Source organism: Pseudoalteromonas sp. QJM3NY_22, from assembly GCF_056173065.1.
The window spans coordinates 3951076-3969325 of sequence record NZ_CM149655.1 but is presented as its reverse complement, the minus strand read 5'-3'; the positions used below and the strand labels follow the sequence as shown (position 1 = coordinate 3969325).

General features: G+C 37.4%; 16 protein-coding genes and 1 tRNA gene. 7 read left to right on the top strand and 10 right to left on the bottom strand.

The features are described 5' to 3' along the window. Positions 1 to 22 precede the first annotated feature (22 nt). From AC0VZ4_RS18375 to AC0VZ4_RS18365, 3 genes are all read right to left on the bottom strand, one after another. Positions 23 to 3196, bottom strand: coding sequence for a response regulator (locus tag AC0VZ4_RS18375; RefSeq protein WP_475440389.1), 3174 nt, complete (start codon positions 3194 to 3196; stop codon positions 23 to 25). Between the two features lie 50 nt (positions 3197 to 3246). After that, a complete protein-coding gene (locus AC0VZ4_RS18370) occupies positions 3247 to 4509 on the bottom strand; it encodes an ABC transporter substrate-binding protein (protein ID WP_475440388.1) in 1263 nt (420 codons plus the stop codon). Between the two features lie 149 nt (positions 4510 to 4658). Then, positions 4659 to 4734, bottom strand: a tRNA-Ala gene (locus AC0VZ4_RS18365). A gap of 165 nt (positions 4735 to 4899) precedes the next feature. Here AC0VZ4_RS18365 and AC0VZ4_RS18360 point away from each other — a divergent pair. Then, positions 4900 to 5295: a putative periplasmic lipoprotein gene (locus tag AC0VZ4_RS18360; RefSeq protein ID WP_033023229.1), complete on the top strand. Its 396-nt coding sequence runs from the start codon at positions 4900 to 4902 to the stop codon at positions 5293 to 5295. Position 5296: 1 nt separating this feature from the next. Continuing rightward, positions 5297 to 5797: a prolyl-tRNA synthetase associated domain-containing protein gene (locus AC0VZ4_RS18355; protein WP_475440387.1), complete on the top strand. Its 501-nt coding sequence runs from the start codon at positions 5297 to 5299 to the stop codon at positions 5795 to 5797. Here the strand turns inward: AC0VZ4_RS18355 and AC0VZ4_RS18350 are convergent. Then, on the bottom strand, positions 5764 to 6912 hold the full coding sequence (locus AC0VZ4_RS18350; RefSeq protein ID WP_475440386.1) for an MFS transporter: 1149 nt from the start codon (positions 6910 to 6912) through the stop codon (positions 5764 to 5766). The genes AC0VZ4_RS18355 and AC0VZ4_RS18350 overlap by 34 nt on opposite strands. 198 nt (positions 6913 to 7110) lie before the next feature. Between AC0VZ4_RS18350 and AC0VZ4_RS18345 the strand changes: the two genes are divergently transcribed. The 4 genes from AC0VZ4_RS18345 (at position 7111) to AC0VZ4_RS18330 (ending at position 10285) form a co-directional block, all read left to right on the top strand. Then, positions 7111 to 7650 (top strand): DUF2058 domain-containing protein, encoded by a 540-nt coding sequence (locus AC0VZ4_RS18345; protein ID WP_475440385.1) that lies wholly within the window; start codon positions 7111 to 7113, stop codon positions 7648 to 7650. Between the two features lie 177 nt (positions 7651 to 7827). Then, a complete protein-coding gene (locus tag AC0VZ4_RS18340; protein WP_033016362.1) occupies positions 7828 to 8151 on the top strand; it encodes a c-type cytochrome in 324 nt (107 codons plus the stop codon). Positions 8152 to 8315: 164 nt separating this feature from the next. Then, the gene (locus tag AC0VZ4_RS18335; RefSeq protein WP_475440384.1) at positions 8316 to 9083 is read left to right on the top strand and encodes a class II aldolase/adducin family protein; all 768 of its coding nucleotides are present in this window, start codon (positions 8316 to 8318) and stop codon (positions 9081 to 9083) included. A gap of 26 nt (positions 9084 to 9109) precedes the next feature. Further along, complete coding sequence (locus AC0VZ4_RS18330; protein ID WP_475440383.1) at positions 9110 to 10285, top strand: mandelate racemase/muconate lactonizing enzyme family protein; 1176 nt, start codon at positions 9110 to 9112, stop codon at positions 10283 to 10285. A 131-nt stretch (positions 10286 to 10416) separates the two neighbouring features. Here AC0VZ4_RS18330 and AC0VZ4_RS18325 read toward each other — a convergent pair whose 3' ends face one another. Then, entirely contained in the window at positions 10417 to 11388 is a 972-nt protein-coding gene (locus AC0VZ4_RS18325; RefSeq protein WP_475440382.1) for an FHA domain-containing protein, read from the bottom strand. A 121-nt stretch (positions 11389 to 11509) separates the two neighbouring features. Here AC0VZ4_RS18325 and AC0VZ4_RS18320 point away from each other — a divergent pair, with 121 nt between their 5' ends. Further along, positions 11510 to 14050 (top strand): protein kinase domain-containing protein, encoded by a 2541-nt coding sequence (locus tag AC0VZ4_RS18320; RefSeq protein WP_475440381.1) that lies wholly within the window; start codon positions 11510 to 11512, stop codon positions 14048 to 14050. Positions 14051 to 14055: 5 nt separating this feature from the next. On the opposite strand, the gene AC0VZ4_RS18315 is transcribed toward AC0VZ4_RS18320, so the two are convergent. The 5 genes from AC0VZ4_RS18315 to AC0VZ4_RS18295 all read right to left on the bottom strand — a co-directional run bounded on the left by AC0VZ4_RS18315 (position 14056) and on the right by AC0VZ4_RS18295 (position 18241). Further along, positions 14056 to 14535: a hypothetical protein gene (locus AC0VZ4_RS18315; protein ID WP_475440380.1), complete on the bottom strand. Its 480-nt coding sequence runs from the start codon at positions 14533 to 14535 to the stop codon at positions 14056 to 14058. Positions 14536 to 14667: 132 nt separating this feature from the next. Continuing rightward, the gene (locus AC0VZ4_RS18310) at positions 14668 to 15042 is read right to left on the bottom strand and encodes a hypothetical protein (RefSeq protein ID WP_475440378.1); all 375 of its coding nucleotides are present in this window, start codon (positions 15040 to 15042) and stop codon (positions 14668 to 14670) included. Between the two features lie 9 nt (positions 15043 to 15051). Continuing rightward, positions 15052 to 16629, bottom strand: a complete 1578-nt coding sequence (locus AC0VZ4_RS18305; RefSeq protein ID WP_475440377.1) for a S41 family peptidase — start codon at positions 16627 to 16629, stop codon at positions 15052 to 15054. Positions 16630 to 16676: 47 nt separating this feature from the next. Next, complete coding sequence (locus AC0VZ4_RS18300) at positions 16677 to 17516, bottom strand: amidohydrolase family protein (protein WP_475440376.1); 840 nt, start codon at positions 17514 to 17516, stop codon at positions 16677 to 16679. Next, positions 17513 to 18241 carry an SDR family NAD(P)-dependent oxidoreductase gene (locus tag AC0VZ4_RS18295; RefSeq protein ID WP_475440375.1) on the bottom strand — a complete coding sequence of 243 codons (729 nt, stop codon included), beginning with the start codon at positions 18239 to 18241 and terminating at the stop codon, positions 17513 to 17515. Before AC0VZ4_RS18295 ends, AC0VZ4_RS18300 begins: the two co-directional genes overlap by 4 nt. Between the last annotated feature and the right edge of the window lie 9 nt (positions 18242 to 18250).

Below are 18250 nucleotides of genomic sequence, written 5' to 3'. Positions count from 1 at the left end.
TAGCTTAGTTTTTTACGCTTGGCTAATTTAAATTGTCATCACGAAATTGGCTTATCAACTCTAATACTAATTGATAGTCAAATTGATTTATTGCCGACTTAAGTCCGAGTAAAGGATAGGGAGATTTCAAAGTGAAGCCATTTAAGCTTCTTACTAAGCTGCTAGGAATTGGCTTTGAGTTAATTGTTAATTCATAAATTTTATCAATAAGGGTTGTAAGTTCGCTTGCATTTTCATTGCCCTCTAAATTGACATCTTCGCTAAGGCGTTGAGTTGTTAGATACTGTTTAATTGCATGCAAAGTAATTACAAATTGCTCACTAAACAGTGAAAATGAAACAACTTCTTTATTGCGTATTTGAGATTCAATTTTTTTAGCTAGCTGCTCTAAAACTTCTAATCCTAAAGTGCCCGCTAAACCCTTTATTGCATGAACATGGCGAGCAAGTTCAATATTATTATTAGTTTCTTGTAGCTTTTGAAACTTTACAATAAAGTTTTCATAGTCTATCGCGAACTGTGTAATCAATTTATTTAGCAAACGTTCATTATTATCTAAGTTATCAAGTGCTAGAGGGATATTAATGAGTAAACCACTTTGGGGCGTTGATAAATTCTTTTCAAGGCTTTGAAATAGCATATCAAAAATGAGGGGCTTGGTTAAAAAGTCATTCATTCCTGCATCAATAGCTGCCTTTTTATCCTCAGGAAGTACTGCCGCGGTTAATGCAACTATTGGTAGCGTTTCACCATTTTCTCTAATTTTACTGGTGGCTAAAATACCATCCATTACTGGCATTTGAATATCCATAAAAATAATGTCGAATATATTGTTTTTAACACACTCAACGGCTTCCAGCCCGTTCATTGCCGTTACAATGTCTAGATCTAATTTTTTTAACATTGCAGAGGTGATTTCTATATTCAGAGGGTTATCGTCAACAATGAGTGCTTTTATACCAGTAAATTTAATCAAGTTATCAGGCTTTGGGGTGATGCTTGCTTTGCTTTCAGATGCAAGTAATTTTAAGATATCCGACTGTTTGTAACTGTTATTTATAATATGTACATTTTTTTGTGTTGGCTGGGTGTGAGGCTGATCGGTATCCGTAATTATTATGATGATTTTTAAATTGTTTTTAGATAGCTGACTGCTTTCAGTGAGTTTTTGAAGAATAATACTGTTTTTGGCTTCTTCTTGCGTCAATGACAAAATGACAATATCAAAAGGAGAGCTTGGTTGAGATATTTTAGCGAGAGCGCGTAGCGGCTCTTCTGTTGTTTCGGGTGTTATTCCAACACTGCTGAGTAAAGACACAAGTTGGGCAGCTTGTTCTTTTTGTGGCGTAATGAGTAAGGCTCGTTTTTTTTGTCTGTGTTGTGGTGAAAGTTTAAATGGTAAGGTGAAATAAAACTCACTGCCTTTATCTTTTTCGCTTCGAATTTGAATTTTTCCACCGAGTACTTTTGTAAATTGTTGGCTAATAGTTAACCCAAGCCCCGTGCCACCGTATTTGCGAGTAATAGAAGCATCACCTTGATAAAAAGAGTTAAATACTTTCTCGACCTGTTCAGGTTCAATTCCTACGCCTGTATCTTTAATACAAAACCTTAAATCAATTATGTTTTTTTGTTGGGATATTGTTTCTACAATTAACTGAATTTTCCCATGTTCAGTGAATTTTATTGCGTTTCCGACGCAATTATTGATGATTTGGTTCAGATGAAATGGATCCCCTATCAGCTCTAAATGTGGGTCAGCATGTAGATTAAATTCAAGTGCTAAGCCTTTTTGATTCGCGGTATCTTTAAATAAATTGCCCGTGTTTTTTACAATAGAGTCGAGAGTAAATGGTATTTCTTCTATTTTTATTTTTTTTGATTCAAGTTTAGAAAAATCTAAAATATTATTCAGGATATGCAGTAAATTATGTGCACTTGAATATGCTTTGTCTGCGTAATGTTGCTGTTTAGTAGGTAAAGTACTGTCTCTTAAAAGCTGTAGCATACCTAATACGCCATTCATTGGTGTTCGCAGCTCGTGACTCATATTTGCCACAAAGTCACTTTTTGTTTTGTTAGCACTTTCGGCTTGTGCTATCGCAACTGTAAGCTCTTTGTTCATAGTCTCCATTTGGATATTTAACGCCTGCGTTTCAATCAGTAACTCTTTGGTTTGCTGATTTTTTTGATACAACATATTTGCTGCTTTTATTACTGCGGATATCTCGCTTTGATTATGATGGTTTTTATTGAGCGTAACTTGTTTTTCATTACTCATATCGTTTAGTAAAGTGGTTAACTGAGTAATTGGTTTAATGACCGATCTAAAAATAAAGTAGCCGACTGATATAACAATAATCGTAATTAATAAAGCGAATAAATTCGCTTGTTCTGTGTAGCTTATTAGGTGGGAGCTGAGCTGTTTTTCAGTTTCATTAAATTTCAGTTTTTCAGTTTTTTTGACTTGATTAGCTAAATAGAGTAATTCGTTTTCAATACCAGTAAGCACAACATTAATCGAAAAAGTGTAGCTACGTGTCAGCAGCATTAATTGGCTGTAAGCTTTCTTTAAGTTTGTAATCGTGTTCATGGAGACACTGCTTATGCTAGGTGCTTTCGCTAATTTTGAGTGTAAATGCTCAAGGTTTTTATTAACATTTTGTGCTTCGTCAAAATTAGGTTTATACAGGTAACTTACTACCGCGTGCTCTAGGTTGCTTATAGTAAGCAATATATCGCTAAAAATAGCTTTGCTTTTAGGGGAAGCTTGCGTTTCTAATTTCGTTATCTGTATTTTTAGATCTGTAATAGGTTGTTTAAATTGCGTTATGTAAAGTTGCTCTCGTTTAGTTCGATTCATCACAATTTGATTGAACGTGTCTTGATAGTTACTTAGGTAGTCACCAAGTCTGTTTAGTGCACTTTGATACTCTAAAGAATGCTCTACAGAATTGCTTTTTAAGAGATTGAGGTTTTTATTTGCTTCATTTAAATAAAGGTCGAATTTTTCGATTGTATTTTGATTTGCTTTATCAACATAAGCAATCGCCTGACTTTGCAGTGAAATAACATCGTTTTCTAAACGCGTTACACTTTCATTTTGCATCAGTGCATTGTGTTGTGCTTTTTGTAAGTTTAATAATGATTTTTGTGAATAATTAAATAAATAGCTTTGCAGTACTAATAAGCTCATAAGTAAGCACAAAGCTAAAATTATTTTTGATTTTATCGAACGAATTTTCATTAGCGACTAATTAACTCATGCCATTTTTGCAAACTGTAATCGTAGGTTGGCATAACACTGTTCCATACTGCAACATTACTGAAACGTTTGAGATAACTACCTCCATTTCGTTCCTCTCCTGCTTTTATCGTTATATCACCGTTGGTATTTCGTAAGTCTATTTCAGTTGCTTTACCATCGTACCAGTAGTCCCATTCAGAAGAACTCAGTAGTGGCTTTGAGCGTTCAGGGTTGCTAATGTAATAACCTTGACGAGCTATAAAAGCCCCCGGCCAACCAGATAACCACCAATTCATATAATCGTAAGCAGCATCTTTAACGCTATTTTGTGTTTGTGACGATAAGCACATCACACCGTGCCAGCCTCTGTAACCCTCTTTTGGAGCGGCAAAGCGCACATTAACACCTTGGCTATTAAGCACGGCTACTGCTGGTGAGAACATGCTCTCTATATGCGCACGTTTGCTCTTCATAAACTCGATTGATTCTGGCACAGAGTTCCAGTACCCACTAAAGTGACCTTGGCGTTTAAAATCAAGTAATATACTAAAGAGTCGATCCATTTCTGAACGCGTTATTGAACCGATATTATTAAATTTTATGAGGCCTTTGCTTTGTGCAGCTAAGGCCAAATCGAATAATCCGATAGTAGGGGCATTTACAATGGCTACTTTTCCTCGGTTCGTATCATCTAATAGCCAACTCCAGCTTTCTGTTTCGTAAGCTATACCTGGTTTGATGAAATCAGTGTTGTAACCAAAAGAGTCAACATTGTGCACATAAGGCAAAAAGCTTATGTGATCGCTTTCGTGCTCGCTTAATGTACCATCGGGTTGGACATTTAATAATTTATACGGAGCATCGCCTGCACCAACATTTGCATTTTCGGTGAGCTTTCCTGTTTTAGTGAGATTGTTAATTTCATTAAAGTAAGTGAGTCGTTTTTTTTCTATTGGCTGTATAGAGCCTGCATTCCACAGCACATTTATGCTATTTGACCATTGTTCGTATAAATCAAAGGAGCTTGGGGCCATTGACGCTCTTTGTAAAACGGCTGCACTGCCTGCGGGTGTAAATTCGATATTAATACCCAAGTCGCTCATCGCTTGTTTTCGAATAGCATCTTGTAATGTGACATGCGTACCAAGGACTCTTAAAGTGACTTTTTTTCGGGCAAAAACATAAGGAGCTTGCGTAATCGCGCCAGCAGTCAAACCAATAACAGCAAGTTTTTTTAACGTTGAGCGCTTAGGGGTGTCCATGATAAGCCTAAAGCATTAATACATATGACATTATATATAGCTAAGAAGTTGTAAAGACTCAAGTTGAAAGTTATAAAAATTAGTTAGAAAAAAAAGTAATTAACACTACGAAAAAATAATTTTTGGTTTTTGATGAGGAGGTAGGAAAGTGGTGGAGCTAAGCAGGATCGAACTGCTGACCTCCTGCGTGCAAGGCAGGCGCTCTCCCAGCTGAGCTATAGCCCCACATTCCTAAATTACGATTTACGTAATTACTTGGCTGCTGAGTTCCAAGCGGGACGAACTTTAAATTTTTTTATAAATTTGGTCAAGTATTTTTTCGCTAATTTTTACTGTTTATGACAAATTTTGATAGACTCGGCTTAATTACAAACTAAAACGACAAAAAACATGAAAAAAAGTGTTCTAGTGATGATGGTTTTACTCGCAGGTTGTGCGTCAAGTGACGGGCCTCCTTTTGAAATAAACAACAAACAGTTTCATGAAAAAAAAGATGCGCAAGGTAATAAAATTTTTGCTTATGTTGTTTCAGTAAAAGCTAAGCATCGTGAAAACTTTAATCTTGACCGTGGTCCTAATAACAGACCAAGTCGTGGTGAGGTTAAGCAATATATTGAGCAAGAGCATTTTGAAGAGTCGAGTGTTTTAAAGTTGCAGCTAGAAGACCAAGCTGTTGAGTTATTAAATCAAGAGCTAAAAGAGCGTCAGTATTGCGATAACGAACACGAAGTTAATGACGTTATATGGCGAGATTTGAGTGTGCAATTAAGAGGACGTTGCTTGTAATATGTTGGCTGATAAAACTAAGTTAGCAGAGCTTTTAGCGCACCTAGATATTAATTACGATGTAATAGAGCATCCGCCGCTGCATACTAGCTTAGCGGCTGATGAGTTTATGATTGAGCGCCCAGGTACACGTCTTAAAAATTTATTTTTACGTGACAATGAGGGTAAGCGACATTTTTTAGTTATTACAGCGCACGATAAACAACTAGACTTAAAGGTATTGTCAAAGCAGCAAGGTCTTTCACGCTTAGGGTTTGCATCAAGTGAGCGGCTAGCTAAATATTTAAAAGTGGCTCCTGGGTGTGTATCTATGTTGGCTCTTTTAAATGATAAGCAAAACGAAGTGAGCTTATGGGTTGACCAAGATATTTGGGGTGGCGATTTGTTCCATTGTCATCCATTTGAAAATACCCAAACATGGTTGCTTAGCAAGGCTGACTTAGAAGCTTTTTTTAATTACACAAAGCATCAACCGCGAGTTGTATTTTTACCCTCAAAATAAGCCCACACAATTAACGATAAACCGCATAAGCAAACCGCAAGCAGCGTAAACATAAACGCTGTTTGCCCATAATGTTGGTATACCACACCGGGTAATAACGACCCTAATGCACCACCACTATAATAAAATGATACATACCCGCCATTGGTTACGCTTGGTGGGGCTTTACTTATTTTGTTAACGAGCGGCGCTGCAGTTGAATGAATTACAAACATTGCCCCACAAAATAAAGTAAATGCGATTAAAAATAAGCTAAGTTGGTGGCTCATTAATAAAATAATACTCACACTATAAAAACTAAATACAGCGACTAAAAGATGCCAAGCTGAAGGTGTTTTTTTAAGCAGCCAAGGTGCAGTAATAGAGGCGAGAGCACCAATTAAATAACCACTGTAAACTAAACCTATGTCACGAGTATTGGTAATTAAAAACGTGTTTTGTAATATAAACGGTAAGTAATTAAGTAGCGCAGCGAAACAAAAAAACATACAAAAAACGGCGCCATACAGTTTAAGTACAGCACCTTCTTTAAGTTGTTTAAGGTAATCTAGAGGGGAGAGCTGCGACGGTGTAGTTGGGTTTGAAAAGCGAGAATGCTTAATTGTTAAAGCCAAAAAAATAAGCATAAAAGCAATAACATAATAAAAACTTTGCCAATGCCACAAATCGCTAAACAAAGCGGCGAGTACGCGGCCAAAGTAACCTCCAACTATACTGCTACCAATATACAGAGTCATATTTTTTTGAAGGGCATCTGCGCTGTAGCTCATGCCTATATAACTAGTCATTGCTGTTAAAGCTGCTGGAAGCGTTAAACCTTGTAGAAATCTAACCAAGAGTAAAAGTTCAAAGCTCGGTACATAAATGAAAAGCAGGCTACTAAGTCCTAAAAATACCATTGCAATACGCAATACGAGTAATGGGTTGCGTTTTGCTAAAAGTACACCATAAACAAGTGGTGCAATGGCCAAGGGTAGCATAGTTGCGGTCATTAAGCTGCCAGCTACCGCAGGGGCTACATTAAACTCATTCGCAAGAAGACTGAGTAAGGGCTGTGGCGCATAAAGTACAAAAAATATAAATACCGAGCAAACGAGTAGGTGAGGTAAACGCATTATATGCCTTGTACATTTGCTGATTGGTTAGGCGGCATTGTATTAAAAATTGCTTTTAATTCATAATTAAAAGCACGCTCTTTGCGCTATATCATGGTTTGTTTTAACTAGTTTGTTAGATTAATGTCGATAGCGCTGTTATTTAGACTCGTTGGTGATTAAAATAACCTTAATATTAGTTTTTAGTGGAACAAAGCCATGGGTTCATTACAAGACCAATTGCTTCAAGCAGGATTAACAACATCGCATAATGCTAAAGTTGCTAAATCAGAAAAACGTAAGCAACAAAAAAAGCAAAAGAAAGGGGCTACTAGTAACCCAAGTGATCTGCAAAAGCACATCCAACAAACCAAGCTAGAGCAGCAAAAAAAAGCTGAAGAGCTTAACCAAACACGCCAAGTGAGCTTAAAGCAGCGCGAACAAGAAGCGCGTGTTAAACAAATTTTAGAGCACCACAACCAAGACGCTATTCGTGGTGAGCGCACATTTAATTTTACTTATCAAAACAAAGTAAAAAATATCGATGTGAACGAGAAAACGCAAAAAGCGTTATCGGGTGGTCGTTTAGCTATCTGTGTACTAGAAGGGCAATTTTACGTTTTAGACGATGAACCAGCGCGTAAAGTGACTGAAGTTGACGAAAAGTATATTGTTTTTCATGTAGAGCCTGAAAACAAGCCAAAAGATGAAGACGACCCATATGCAGACTTTGAAGTACCAGATGATATAGTTTGGTAATACCCCATTAAGGGGAAGCTCATTTTTGTTTGTTAAGATAAATGAGTAGAAACGGGTTAGCAGTTTTTGGTTAAGTTGATCGTCTAGCGTCGTTTCGTACGTATGCTTTTTATTTGATTGTTTACTACAATCAATAGAACAGTTTTTTCTAACCGTCAAAAAAGAAGAGTAAATACAATGAGCAAGATGAAAACACTACTATTAGGTGCGGGTATTACTTTAGCTGCAAGCTTTTCGTTTAATGCAGCTGCTGCTGATGGCGCTGCACTTTATACCGCTAAAAATTGTCAAACCTGTCATGGTGCTGAAGGTAAAGCACCAATTATGGGTATGTACCCTAAGCTAAATGGTCAAAATAAAGACTACTTAGTAGCGCAAATGAAAGACATTAAATCAGGTGCACGTAACAACGGTATGACCATGGCCATGAAAGCAATGGTTGCAACGGTAACAGATGAAGAGTTTGACGCAATTGCAGATTACCTCGCTAACGTAAAATAATTTACGCAGTTATACCATTTGAATGCAATTGGTATTTTAGCTTTATAAACAGCCACACAATAGTGTGGCTGTTTTGTTTGGTGTTTGCTATAAAATAGAGACTGCTTTAGACTTCTAAACATCTGTTCGTACAGATTGATAATGTACGTTTTAAAAGGCTTATTATGTTTGATTTACCCCAACTCGATTTAAAAAATAAAGTATCAGCACAAGAGTGGCAACTTCGTGTTGATTTAGCCGCATGTTATAGACTGGTAGAGCACTTTCGTTGGGGGGATTTAATCTATACGCATTTATCAGCACGTTTGCCTGGCACCGACCACTACTTAGTGAATGCCTTTGGTTTAACCTTTGATGAAGTAACTGCCTCTAATTTAGTGAAGGTTGACTTAGACGGCAACATTATTGACGATACGCCATTTAGTATTAATCCAGCTGGTTTTACTATTCACAGTGCGATTCACGAGGTACGCGAAGACGCTCATTGTGTTATTCACCTTCATACTAAAGAAACAATCGCAGTCGCTACACAAAAAAATGGTTTGTTACCACTTAGCCAATATTCAATGTTTTCACTGCCATCGCTTTCTTATCATGGCTACGAAGGGCTTGCAGTAAACGACGATGAACGAAAAGTACTGCAAGATGATTTGGGCAGCACTAACCATATGTTATTGGTAAACCACGGTGGCTTAACGGTAGGCCCAACGGTAGGCGATGCGTTTATGCGCTTTTATGATTTACAGCGCGCATGCGAAATTCAATTAGCGCTACAATCAAGCTCGCAAGAGGTTATTGAAGTGCCGCAGCCTATAATCGACAATATTTATAATCAAGCAAGCGTAGTACACAGCGGCAGCACTGGCGGGCAACTTGCGTGGCCTGCGATGTTGCGTAAAGCGTATCGACTTGACTCTAGTTTTGCAAAATAACCCATAGCGGTTAATAAGGAATTTTAATGAAAGTAAATCGCGTTGAAGTATTTGATATTCACTGTCCTGATAGGCCTTCTTGGACACCTGTATTTGTACGTATTCATACTGACGAAGGTATTAGTGGTGTTGGCGAGGCAGGCCTTGCTTACGATTTAGGCCACAGTGCAGCCGCTGCTATGATTAAAGAAATGGCCGACGCCTTTTTAATCGGCCACGACCCATTTCAAACAGAAAAACTATGGTCACGTATGTTACGTGAAAGCTTTTGGGGTTTAGGCGGCGGACCTGTTGTATATGCCGCAATGAGCGCAATTGATACCGCGCTTTGGGATATTAAAGGTAAAGCGCTTGGTTTACCTGTATATCAATTATTAGGCGGTAAAGTTAACGACAAACTACGTACATACGCATCGCAATTACAGTTTGACTGGGATAGCGAATTTAAAGCGCTAGTACAGCCGCAAGAATATGCAGAAGCGGCTTTAAAAGCGATGGCCGAAGGCTATGATGCAGTTAAAGTAGATCCAATTCAGTACGATAAAGACGGCAATACTTATTACGATCGTACAAAAATAATCTCACGTACTGAAATGAAGTTATACCGTGCGCGCATGCAAGCTATTCGCGAAGCAGTAGGCGATGAAGTGGATATTATTTTTGAATGCCACAGTTTACCAGGCGTGACAACAGCCATTCAGTTGGGTGAAATTGCAGAGGAATTTGACAGTATGTATTTTGAAGAACCAGTTAACTACTTAAACCACTCATTACACGCAAAAGTAGCAGATAAAGTTAATGTGCCTATTGCTGGTGGCGAACGTCTGTATAACCGCTGGGGAGTGCGCCCATATTTAGAAGATCAAAGTATTGATGTTCTACAGCCAGATATTGGTTTGTGCGGTGGTTTTACCGAAACTAAGAAAGTATGTGACTACGCTGATATTTTTGATGTGCGAATTCAAGCTCACGTATGTGGCGGCCCTGTTGCAACCGCAGCATCACTGCATTTAGAAACGGCTATCCCTAACTTTTTAATTCATGAGCACCATACTTATGCGATTAAAAAATGGAACCGCGAGTTATGTTTGCAAGATCCACAGCCTAAAAACGGCTTCTTTGAAGTATCAGAAGAGCCAGGGTTGGGTATTGAGCTAAATGACGAGATTGTTATGCGCTCTCAGCGAGTTGAAATTAAGTAGCCAATGCGTTGAGATTGATAATATTACACGTTAAAAAATAAACTATTAAAAATAAGTTAGACCGACTATTTCAGCCGGTCTAATTTATTACTAAAAATGTCACTAGTGCTTTTTATTGTATGATCTGCTGCTCACTCTACATTGTCTTCTAAATTTGAAGACTCTATTTTTTTTCCTTTATAAATAGTAAACGTTTTTCCGCCAAAGCGGACTTTTCCGCGTTTACGTTCTATCAATGCACTGGGTGTTATTTCATTATTAAGTATTTCAACAAATTGCTTTCGTGCGCGATGGATTTGAATATTAACGTGACCTTCACTAATACCTAAATCTTTTGCTAGTTTTTTTACTTGCACCCAACCCTGTACATCAGCCTCAAAATTATTTTGCATATCATTTAATTTATATCGCGCTAATAGCAAGGTTAAATAATGATGAGAACGCACATCAAAGTCTAATGTAACTTTATTTTTTTTGATTTTTAGTTCGGCTAATTCTTCATCGAGGCTTAGGCTGAAAATGAACTCTAAATTATTATTAGGCTGTCTTTTGAGTTCAACTGTTTTTTCTTGCATGGTGGATTCAGCCTGAAATAAGCACCAACTTTTTCCGCCGATATATAAATTTTGACCATCACTCATTAGGGTCTGAAGGTGATCTTGCATAGTTTCATAATACCAACAGTGCTGCTGTGAGTCGAAAAAGACAATCACTTCAGGTTGCTTATTGTCAGGTAAAAAATGGTATTGCTCTAGAAAAATGACGTCTTCATGCGAGGCATTTTCTGGTAACAATAAGTCTCTTGGTGGGTCAACGCAAATAACTTGATACACAGCATTATTTACTTCAGAAAAACGGATATTATCGCCTTTTTTTAAAGGTATATTTTGATTTTTACTGATTTTTTTATCGTTTAACCAAACGCCATTTTTGCTTAAATCATTTATACACCATTGCTCATTTAGCCATTCAATTACGGCATGAATACGTGTAATTTCAGGAAAATCAAGCAAAGTATCTACAGAGTGTACTAATCTACCAAAGCGGTGGAAAGCACGTAAATAGAATTTACTCTGGGATTCTATATGTTTTAAAACAGCCATGGTTCATCCGTTTTTTCTTATTGATATAATTTATTATACTTAAATAATATCAATAGATTGTAATTATTTAATCTTTGAAGTTACACTAACCATTAAAATGTAAATATTATTGAGTTGCAGTGTGTTTAAATTAGAAGAGCATTACCATAAGCTAAACGTTTTAGCACAAGGAGGTATGAGCAAAGTCTACCTTGCTACTGATTTAAAGTTAGATCGCCAAGTTGCGCTCAAAGTAATCGATTTATCATCTTCAGTTACAGATCAAATACTATTAGAGGCTAAATTATTAGCTTGTTTTAATCATCCAAACATAGTCCAGATTTATAAGACCATCCAGTATGGTGAGCAATTGGTTCTTGAAATGGAATATGTTAAAGGTACAACACTTGAACGTTTGTTAAAAAAACAAGTATTAACTGCACAAGAAAAGCTAGCATTATTAATTGATATAAGTGAAGGGTTGTTAACCATTCACCAGCAAAATATTTTGCACCTTGATTTGAAGCCAAGCAACGTTTTGGTCAATGAAAGTGGTTCAGCTAAAATCGCTGATTTTGGTATTTCACAGATAAAAGATACTTTGCAATCGGAAGAAAACATGAGCTTTGGCAGTTTAACAGCAATGTCTCCAGAGCAGTTAAATGATCAACCGTTAGACTTTAGAAGTGATTTGTTTTCATTTGGATTAATTGCTTATCAATTATTCGCTAATCAACATCCATATAGTGCGCAGTCTTCTGACCTTACTAATAAGTCTATAGCAGAGCAAATAAAAAATAATAAATGCAGTGCTAATGCATGCGCTATTACGGGTATCCCAGAACCATTGGGGCTACTTATAAACCGTCTTCTTTCTTATAATGTAAAACACCGACCGTCATCTTGCGTAGAAGTTACTGATGAATTAAAACGTATTTTATTGTCGCTAAATGGTAATAGTGAAACTATTTCTATGGCAGACATTCATTTAGCTAGCAAACACAAACAAAGGAATAAGTGGGGCATTTTTGCATTATTGTCATGTATTACCATCAGTTTACTCAGTGTGAGCATTTGGTATTGGCAAGCAAATAAACCCAAAACTTACGTTGCAGTGTTACCTGTCGAATTTAGTAAAACAACCAAACTCTTAGATGCTCAAAAGCAAGTGCTTAACTTGGCAATTAATGATGCTATAGCGCATTACTTATTAAATCACTCTGATTATGCATTAATCTCAAAAACTGAAATACGACAAACTCAAAAATTATTAGGCAAAGACACAAATTTAGCCACTTTAGGCCAGGCACTTAATTCGGATCAATTACTTGTTACGCACTTAGATTGCACTCCACTTTCTTGTGATATCAACTTAAGCCTACTGAATGGGGGAAATGCGACGCTAATTCGTGAAGAAAGAAGTGCAAGTGATACTGAAAATTACATGGGAATTTATAATTTAGCGAGTAGTTTTGTTGAAAAATTATACACAGGTAATGCTGCGAGTAGGCAAACACTAAAAAAAGAGAGTGAGTTTTTAGATCAATATGTGAATTTAGTACGTGTAGTGTCAAATAATTCGCGTGATGCGGAATCTTTAATGGCAGATGCTGAGAATTTGATTTTACACAGTCCCGAGTTTACACCTTTATATCCACTGTATCGTAAAATCGTACTTCGTCAGTATGATAAAACACATGATCCCGAAATTATAAAAAAATTAAAACAAACCTTAAATACTTTACCTCGTACTTATCGTAATAGTGCTGCTTACTTAATTGATATGTTAGAAGTTCATCAGCATGTTAAAGATAAGTATAATGCGGAAATTGTGATACAAAAAATTCAGGAGTCAGATCTTGAAGAGTTTCAAAAACAAACATTACTAGCAATTTACTATAAAAGACATGGTGATTTAGCGCGTTCCTTAACGCATGCAAAGCTCGCTTATAAAATAAGGCCAACACTTGTTGCAACACGGAATCTAGCTATTGCCCACCTTATGCAAGGCAATAATCAAAAAGCAGCAGAGTATTTATCAAAAATACTTACCTACACACCGAATGATTTTATTACGCTACAAACGCTCGCAGATATTTCATTGTTATCAGGTGACCTAGCGGAAGCTGAAATTAACTACCAGCGATTAATTTCAGCAGGGACTGCTATTTCATCAACATATTCAAATTACTCTATTGTGTTGTCTTTAAAAGGGGAGTTAAAAGATGCATTACACCATGCCCAAAAGGCAGCAGAACTCTCCTCTATAAATAGTACGCAACAGCTCAATCTAGCTGATATTTTATATATGTTAGATAAAAAGGAACTGGCTTTTGATATTTATAAAAAGATAGATCGACAGATAGCAGACGATACACAAATTGTTGAGTTATTATTAGAAAAAGCGCAAGCACAGGTTCATTTGAATAAAGGGCAAGAAGCGATGATCAGTATCGATCGTGCTTTAGCTCAAAGTTCTGAATTAAGCGAAGTATACTTTGTGAAAGCTATGATTCAGGCCATTTTAGGAGAGAAGTACTCAGCGGTTGCATCTGTAGAGCAAAGTATTAAAAAGGGATGGAGCCCCACTTTTTATCGACTTGGTTGGTTCAAGCCGTTATGTACAGAGAGTAAGTTTCAAAAACTCTTAGGCAAAGAGAATTATGATTCTCTCTGTACATAAAATTCCTAGTGTGGTTCCATGTCTTGAAGAATCACTCGCGGATCTTGAGAGAAATAGCGCATTGTTGGTTCTTGATTAGCTGTGTTTTTAGCGACAAGACGGAAGTTTACTTCATAGTCTGCGCTCTCACTTAGCAGACCAGAAATAGCTTCGTCTGGATTGTCAGCAAGTTTTGTTGCCAGCTCAGCAGGTAATGCGTGAGCAGGAATAATACTTGAAATAGACACTATGAGTGATTGACCGCCATTTGCTACTATACTTGTTAATTGATAATTAAAATTATCTTTAGCATCAGAGAAGTAGGTGCCATTTTCAGCGAATTCCCATTCTTGGCAATCAGCCAATTCATAATATAAATTGACGGCTTGCCCTGCCTTTAGTTCTTTATAATCAATACAAATATTTTCACTATCTCCACCCGTTGGGTTAGAAATGTCCCATTGTCCATTTTCTGTAGGAATAACTCGAAAGCTAAGATTACTCATTTTAATATCCTGTTTTAGGGTTAATAAATATCATTGTAGTTACTTTTGCAGCTTAAGTAAGCTGCGGTTAGGTATAAAACATATACTCCAGTGAGCATAGCGTTTTTTATATATAAATTGCCATTGAGTAAACTAATTATTTACCCGACAATTAACATCATTTATAACTTTGGTTGCCTTACTATCAAGGTGGCGTACAAAACATTGCTCGTCTTTAATCATTAACTCAAATTGATCGGGCATATTGAGTTGCTTACCCATAATCGGGCTACCCAAAGTATCTTTTTGATTAAGTCTATCAAGCGTTACCGTACTACTTGTTAAAAATACGTCATCAGATAATTGTATCTGCTGACTATGAAGTAGTAGAGCTATAACCTCGGCTACAGCCTCACTATTTGGCTCTACCAATAATGCATGTTGCAGCTTAGGCGTCGACTCAGAGCTTTGTGCTGAGCACCCAGTAAGTGTACACATTATGATAGCTGTGATTATTAGTAAACGCATTTTTATAGCCTACCTCATGTTATCGCTGAGAATAATATTTTGATTAAGCATTGTTTGCACTCGTGTATCTTCTACCTTTGGTGAATCATCTACAATTGATGGAGCAAAACCCTGCTTGCTACTGGTAGAGCTTGGCGCAGGACAGCTCTCTGTTGTGCGATAGCTAAGTGCCGTTTTGAGTAGTGCTTCATTTGCATCACCTAAGGAAGTAGTAAAATCATCTGCAACGGCACAGCCTGCTATTAATACAGGCTGGAGTGCGTTATCTAATGTATTTTGTGGTGCAAAACCATCTGAAAATTCACCAAAGCCTTTATTGTTCTCACCGGTAAATTGAATGGTGAAATAAGTTGTATCGCAATTATCTGTTGGGTAAAAGCCATATGGTTTTCCACAAGTACCTGATCCCATTTGAATCACCTCTACATCTGCGCCGCGTAGACCATTAATAATGGCTTCACTGGCAGAACAAGTGCTGCTGGTTGTAAGCACAAATACACGATTTAAGTTAAGTGTTGGTAAAGGTGTACCCGGTGTAATACTTGGGTTGCTCTCAAATCCCACAAATTGATTGGTAAAAGACATTGGGTTAAGTGTTTGCCCTGTTATTGGGTTGGTATTTGGGTTTTTATCGTTAAAAAGAGTACGTTCAAAAACCTTACCTTGTGTATTACTATTACCTGCAATCATATAAGCAATTTGACTTGCCATTTGTAATAGCCCACCACCGTTATAGCGCATATCGATGACTAAGTCTTTAATGTCACTTGCAGCAAGTTGGTTAAATGCGCTGTATAGTTGCTCTTCAGCAATTGCATTATGGCTATTAAATTGAAAATATCCAACCTCTCCATTCGCTAAGTCAGTCCGTACATTACTTACCGGTTGCGAGGTTATATTTTGCGACGTGAGGGTAACAGTACGGTTTTCGTTGGTGTTGATATCTTTAAATACAAACTCAGTTACTTTACCTGTTTGCGTAGGGAATAAACCTGCATTAATAACACCAACATCATTTGATGAGTTGGTATTTACAAAATCAATACCATCTACTTCAACTAACTCAAATCCACGTGTTAGGTTTTGGTTACTTGCCGGAGTATTGGGCTGCGTATAACTTATTATGGCTTGGCGAGGTGCGCTAGACGCTAGAATTTTTATATTGAAACCGTAGCCATAACTTACGCCTGCTTGATTTTGGCGTTCCCACTCATCGGTAGGTAAATTAAAATGAAATTTATCCTTTTTTGCACCCGATTCGGTGAGTTCATTGGTTTTTAGTTGTTCAAAGTAATCAAGGACTCCACTCGTAAGAGCTGGGTCAGTGTCGATAATTTCATCATACCAAAGGTATGTTTCGTTACTCCATGAACGTAGCCAGTTCTTCTCATCACTTGCTTGGCACTGGCCTTTAAATTGACTAGCACGAGCAAATTCATTGGCGGTCCAAGTTGTTGTATTTGAGCCAATAGGAGTGACACTATTACTGTCATTTAAACTTCCGCCACCGCCACATGCGCTTAAGATGCTAATAAGTGTTAAAGGCAGAATGGTTTTTGCAATATTTAACTTCGTAGGAATGAACATGTGAAGGCTCGCTTTTTATACTATTACGTAAATATAGCGGTTTTTATTTATACTAGATAGAGATGTTTGGCATTTTTGTAGCTTAAATGGTGCCAGATGTGATCGCTGTTACACAATCCCAAATGAGCATGCCATAAATTGTTATAGCTGGAGTTAATTTGGCAAACGGGGAAATTACTGGCAAACATAATCCGTTGCTCACCAAAATGCTGAAAAATAATATCAAAACACGTAATTTGCTGTTGGTTATTTAGTGACAGAAGCTCAAACCCTGAAAACTTAATTGCAACGTTACAATTTTTGGCTAATAGTTCAATACCTTGTTGCCAAAGTACTATATTGCTTGGTAATCCAGCATGATTAATTACAATCTTTAGATGTGGGAGTTGCTTCGCGTAATACGCTAATTGTTTTACTATTGGTATATTTTCAAGCTCAAGCTGCGCTTCAAAATGCAGATGCAAGTGGCTTAATATTTTAAGATTATCTAAGCAAAAACTGTTTAATAAGCGTGCTGCATCATTGCCTTCGGTAATATCTCGGATCCCGGCTAACGTTGGGTGTATAAGGTTTTTTAGCGTACGTTCAAATGACTCACTGTCTTGATCAATTTGTATAAAGCTAATCGCTTTATAGGCAATATTACTTAAGTGTTTATCAAGCCATTTTAACTCATTAATAGGTGCGCTGTTATCAAATCCAGCTTCTATATGCACTAAGCCAGAAAGTTCGAAATCAGTGCTTTCAATAAGTTGTTCTGCGCTAATTTGCTGTTTTATTTTATCTAAATTTGGCCATGTTGGCGGATTGGCGCCCTGCAACCATAAATACTGACCCTCAATTAAATTAAAGAAATGGACATGCGGGTCAATTATTTTTGTACTCATTGGGCAGTATAGCCACCGTCAATACTTTGTAGGCTGCCAGTAATAAAGCTGGCATCGTCGCTTGCTAAAAAGCTCACAAGAGCGGCAACTTCGTCGGCTTGCCCCAATCGGTTAAGCGGTTGAAGACTTGCTTCCTCGGCAACTATTTCAGCTTTGTTTGCGCCACTTTTTGCGCAGTACGCATCTATCGCGTTATGAAATAGCGGGGTCTCTATCGTGCCAGGGCATACGGCATTTGCTCTAATATTGAAACTCGCGTAATCAAGCGCTGTTGTTTTTGCCATAGAGGCAAGGGCGTGTTTGGTCAGGTTATACGCAAAAGAGTTTTGTTTACCTATAAGTGCCTGATCGGAAGCGACTAATATAATAACGCCGTTATTTTGCGCTTTCATGCTAGGCAATACACTTTGTACTGCGGCATAAGCGCCTTTAACATTAAGCGCAAACAGTGCATCGAGAGTTTGCTCGTCGGTGCTTTGTATATTTGCGCTTAAATGCTTTCCTGCATTCGAAACAAGTACGTCTATTCGTTGCGATTGCTCGTATATAATATTAATACAGCTACGTACGGCTGTTACATCACTGACATCGCACTGATGGAATATACCGTATTCACTAGGCTCTATATCGAGGTTATGAACTTGGTAACCACTGTTTAGCAAGCGTTTAATTACTGCTAAACCAATGCCTTTTGTTCCGCCAGTAACAATAGCAACTTTAGCCATATTTGATCC

Coding starts and splice junctions, on each gene's coding strand:
- AC0VZ4_RS18300 (WP_475440376.1), bottom strand. CDS start 17,516: ATGAGTACAAAAATAATTGACCCGCATGTCCATTTCTTTAATTTAATT.
- AC0VZ4_RS18325 (WP_475440382.1), bottom strand. CDS start 11,388: ATGGCTGTTTTAAAACATATAGAATCCCAGAGTAAATTCTATTTACGT.
- AC0VZ4_RS18340 (WP_033016362.1), top strand. CDS start 7,828: ATGAGCAAGATGAAAACACTACTATTAGGTGCGGGTATTACTTTAGCT.
- AC0VZ4_RS18370 (WP_475440388.1), bottom strand. CDS start 4,509: ATGGACACCCCTAAGCGCTCAACGTTAAAAAAACTTGCTGTTATTGGT.
- AC0VZ4_RS18305 (WP_475440377.1), bottom strand. CDS start 16,629: ATGTTCATTCCTACGAAGTTAAATATTGCAAAAACCATTCTGCCTTTA.
- AC0VZ4_RS18295 (WP_475440375.1), bottom strand. CDS start 18,241: ATGGCTAAAGTTGCTATTGTTACTGGCGGAACAAAAGGCATTGGTTTA.
- AC0VZ4_RS18315 (WP_475440380.1), bottom strand. CDS start 14,535: ATGAGTAATCTTAGCTTTCGAGTTATTCCTACAGAAAATGGACAATGG.
- AC0VZ4_RS18345 (WP_475440385.1), top strand. CDS start 7,111: ATGGGTTCATTACAAGACCAATTGCTTCAAGCAGGATTAACAACATCG.
- AC0VZ4_RS18360 (WP_033023229.1), top strand. CDS start 4,900: ATGAAAAAAAGTGTTCTAGTGATGATGGTTTTACTCGCAGGTTGTGCG.
- AC0VZ4_RS18335 (WP_475440384.1), top strand. CDS start 8,316: ATGTTTGATTTACCCCAACTCGATTTAAAAAATAAAGTATCAGCACAA.
- AC0VZ4_RS18330 (WP_475440383.1), top strand. CDS start 9,110: ATGAAAGTAAATCGCGTTGAAGTATTTGATATTCACTGTCCTGATAGG.
- AC0VZ4_RS18310 (WP_475440378.1), bottom strand. CDS start 15,042: ATGCGTTTACTAATAATCACAGCTATCATAATGTGTACACTTACTGGG.
- AC0VZ4_RS18350 (WP_475440386.1), bottom strand. CDS start 6,912: ATGCGTTTACCTCACCTACTCGTTTGCTCGGTATTTATATTTTTTGTA.
- AC0VZ4_RS18375 (WP_475440389.1), bottom strand. CDS start 3,196: ATGAGCTTATTAGTACTGCAAAGCTATTTATTTAATTATTCACAAAAA.
- AC0VZ4_RS18355 (WP_475440387.1), top strand. CDS start 5,297: ATGTTGGCTGATAAAACTAAGTTAGCAGAGCTTTTAGCGCACCTAGAT.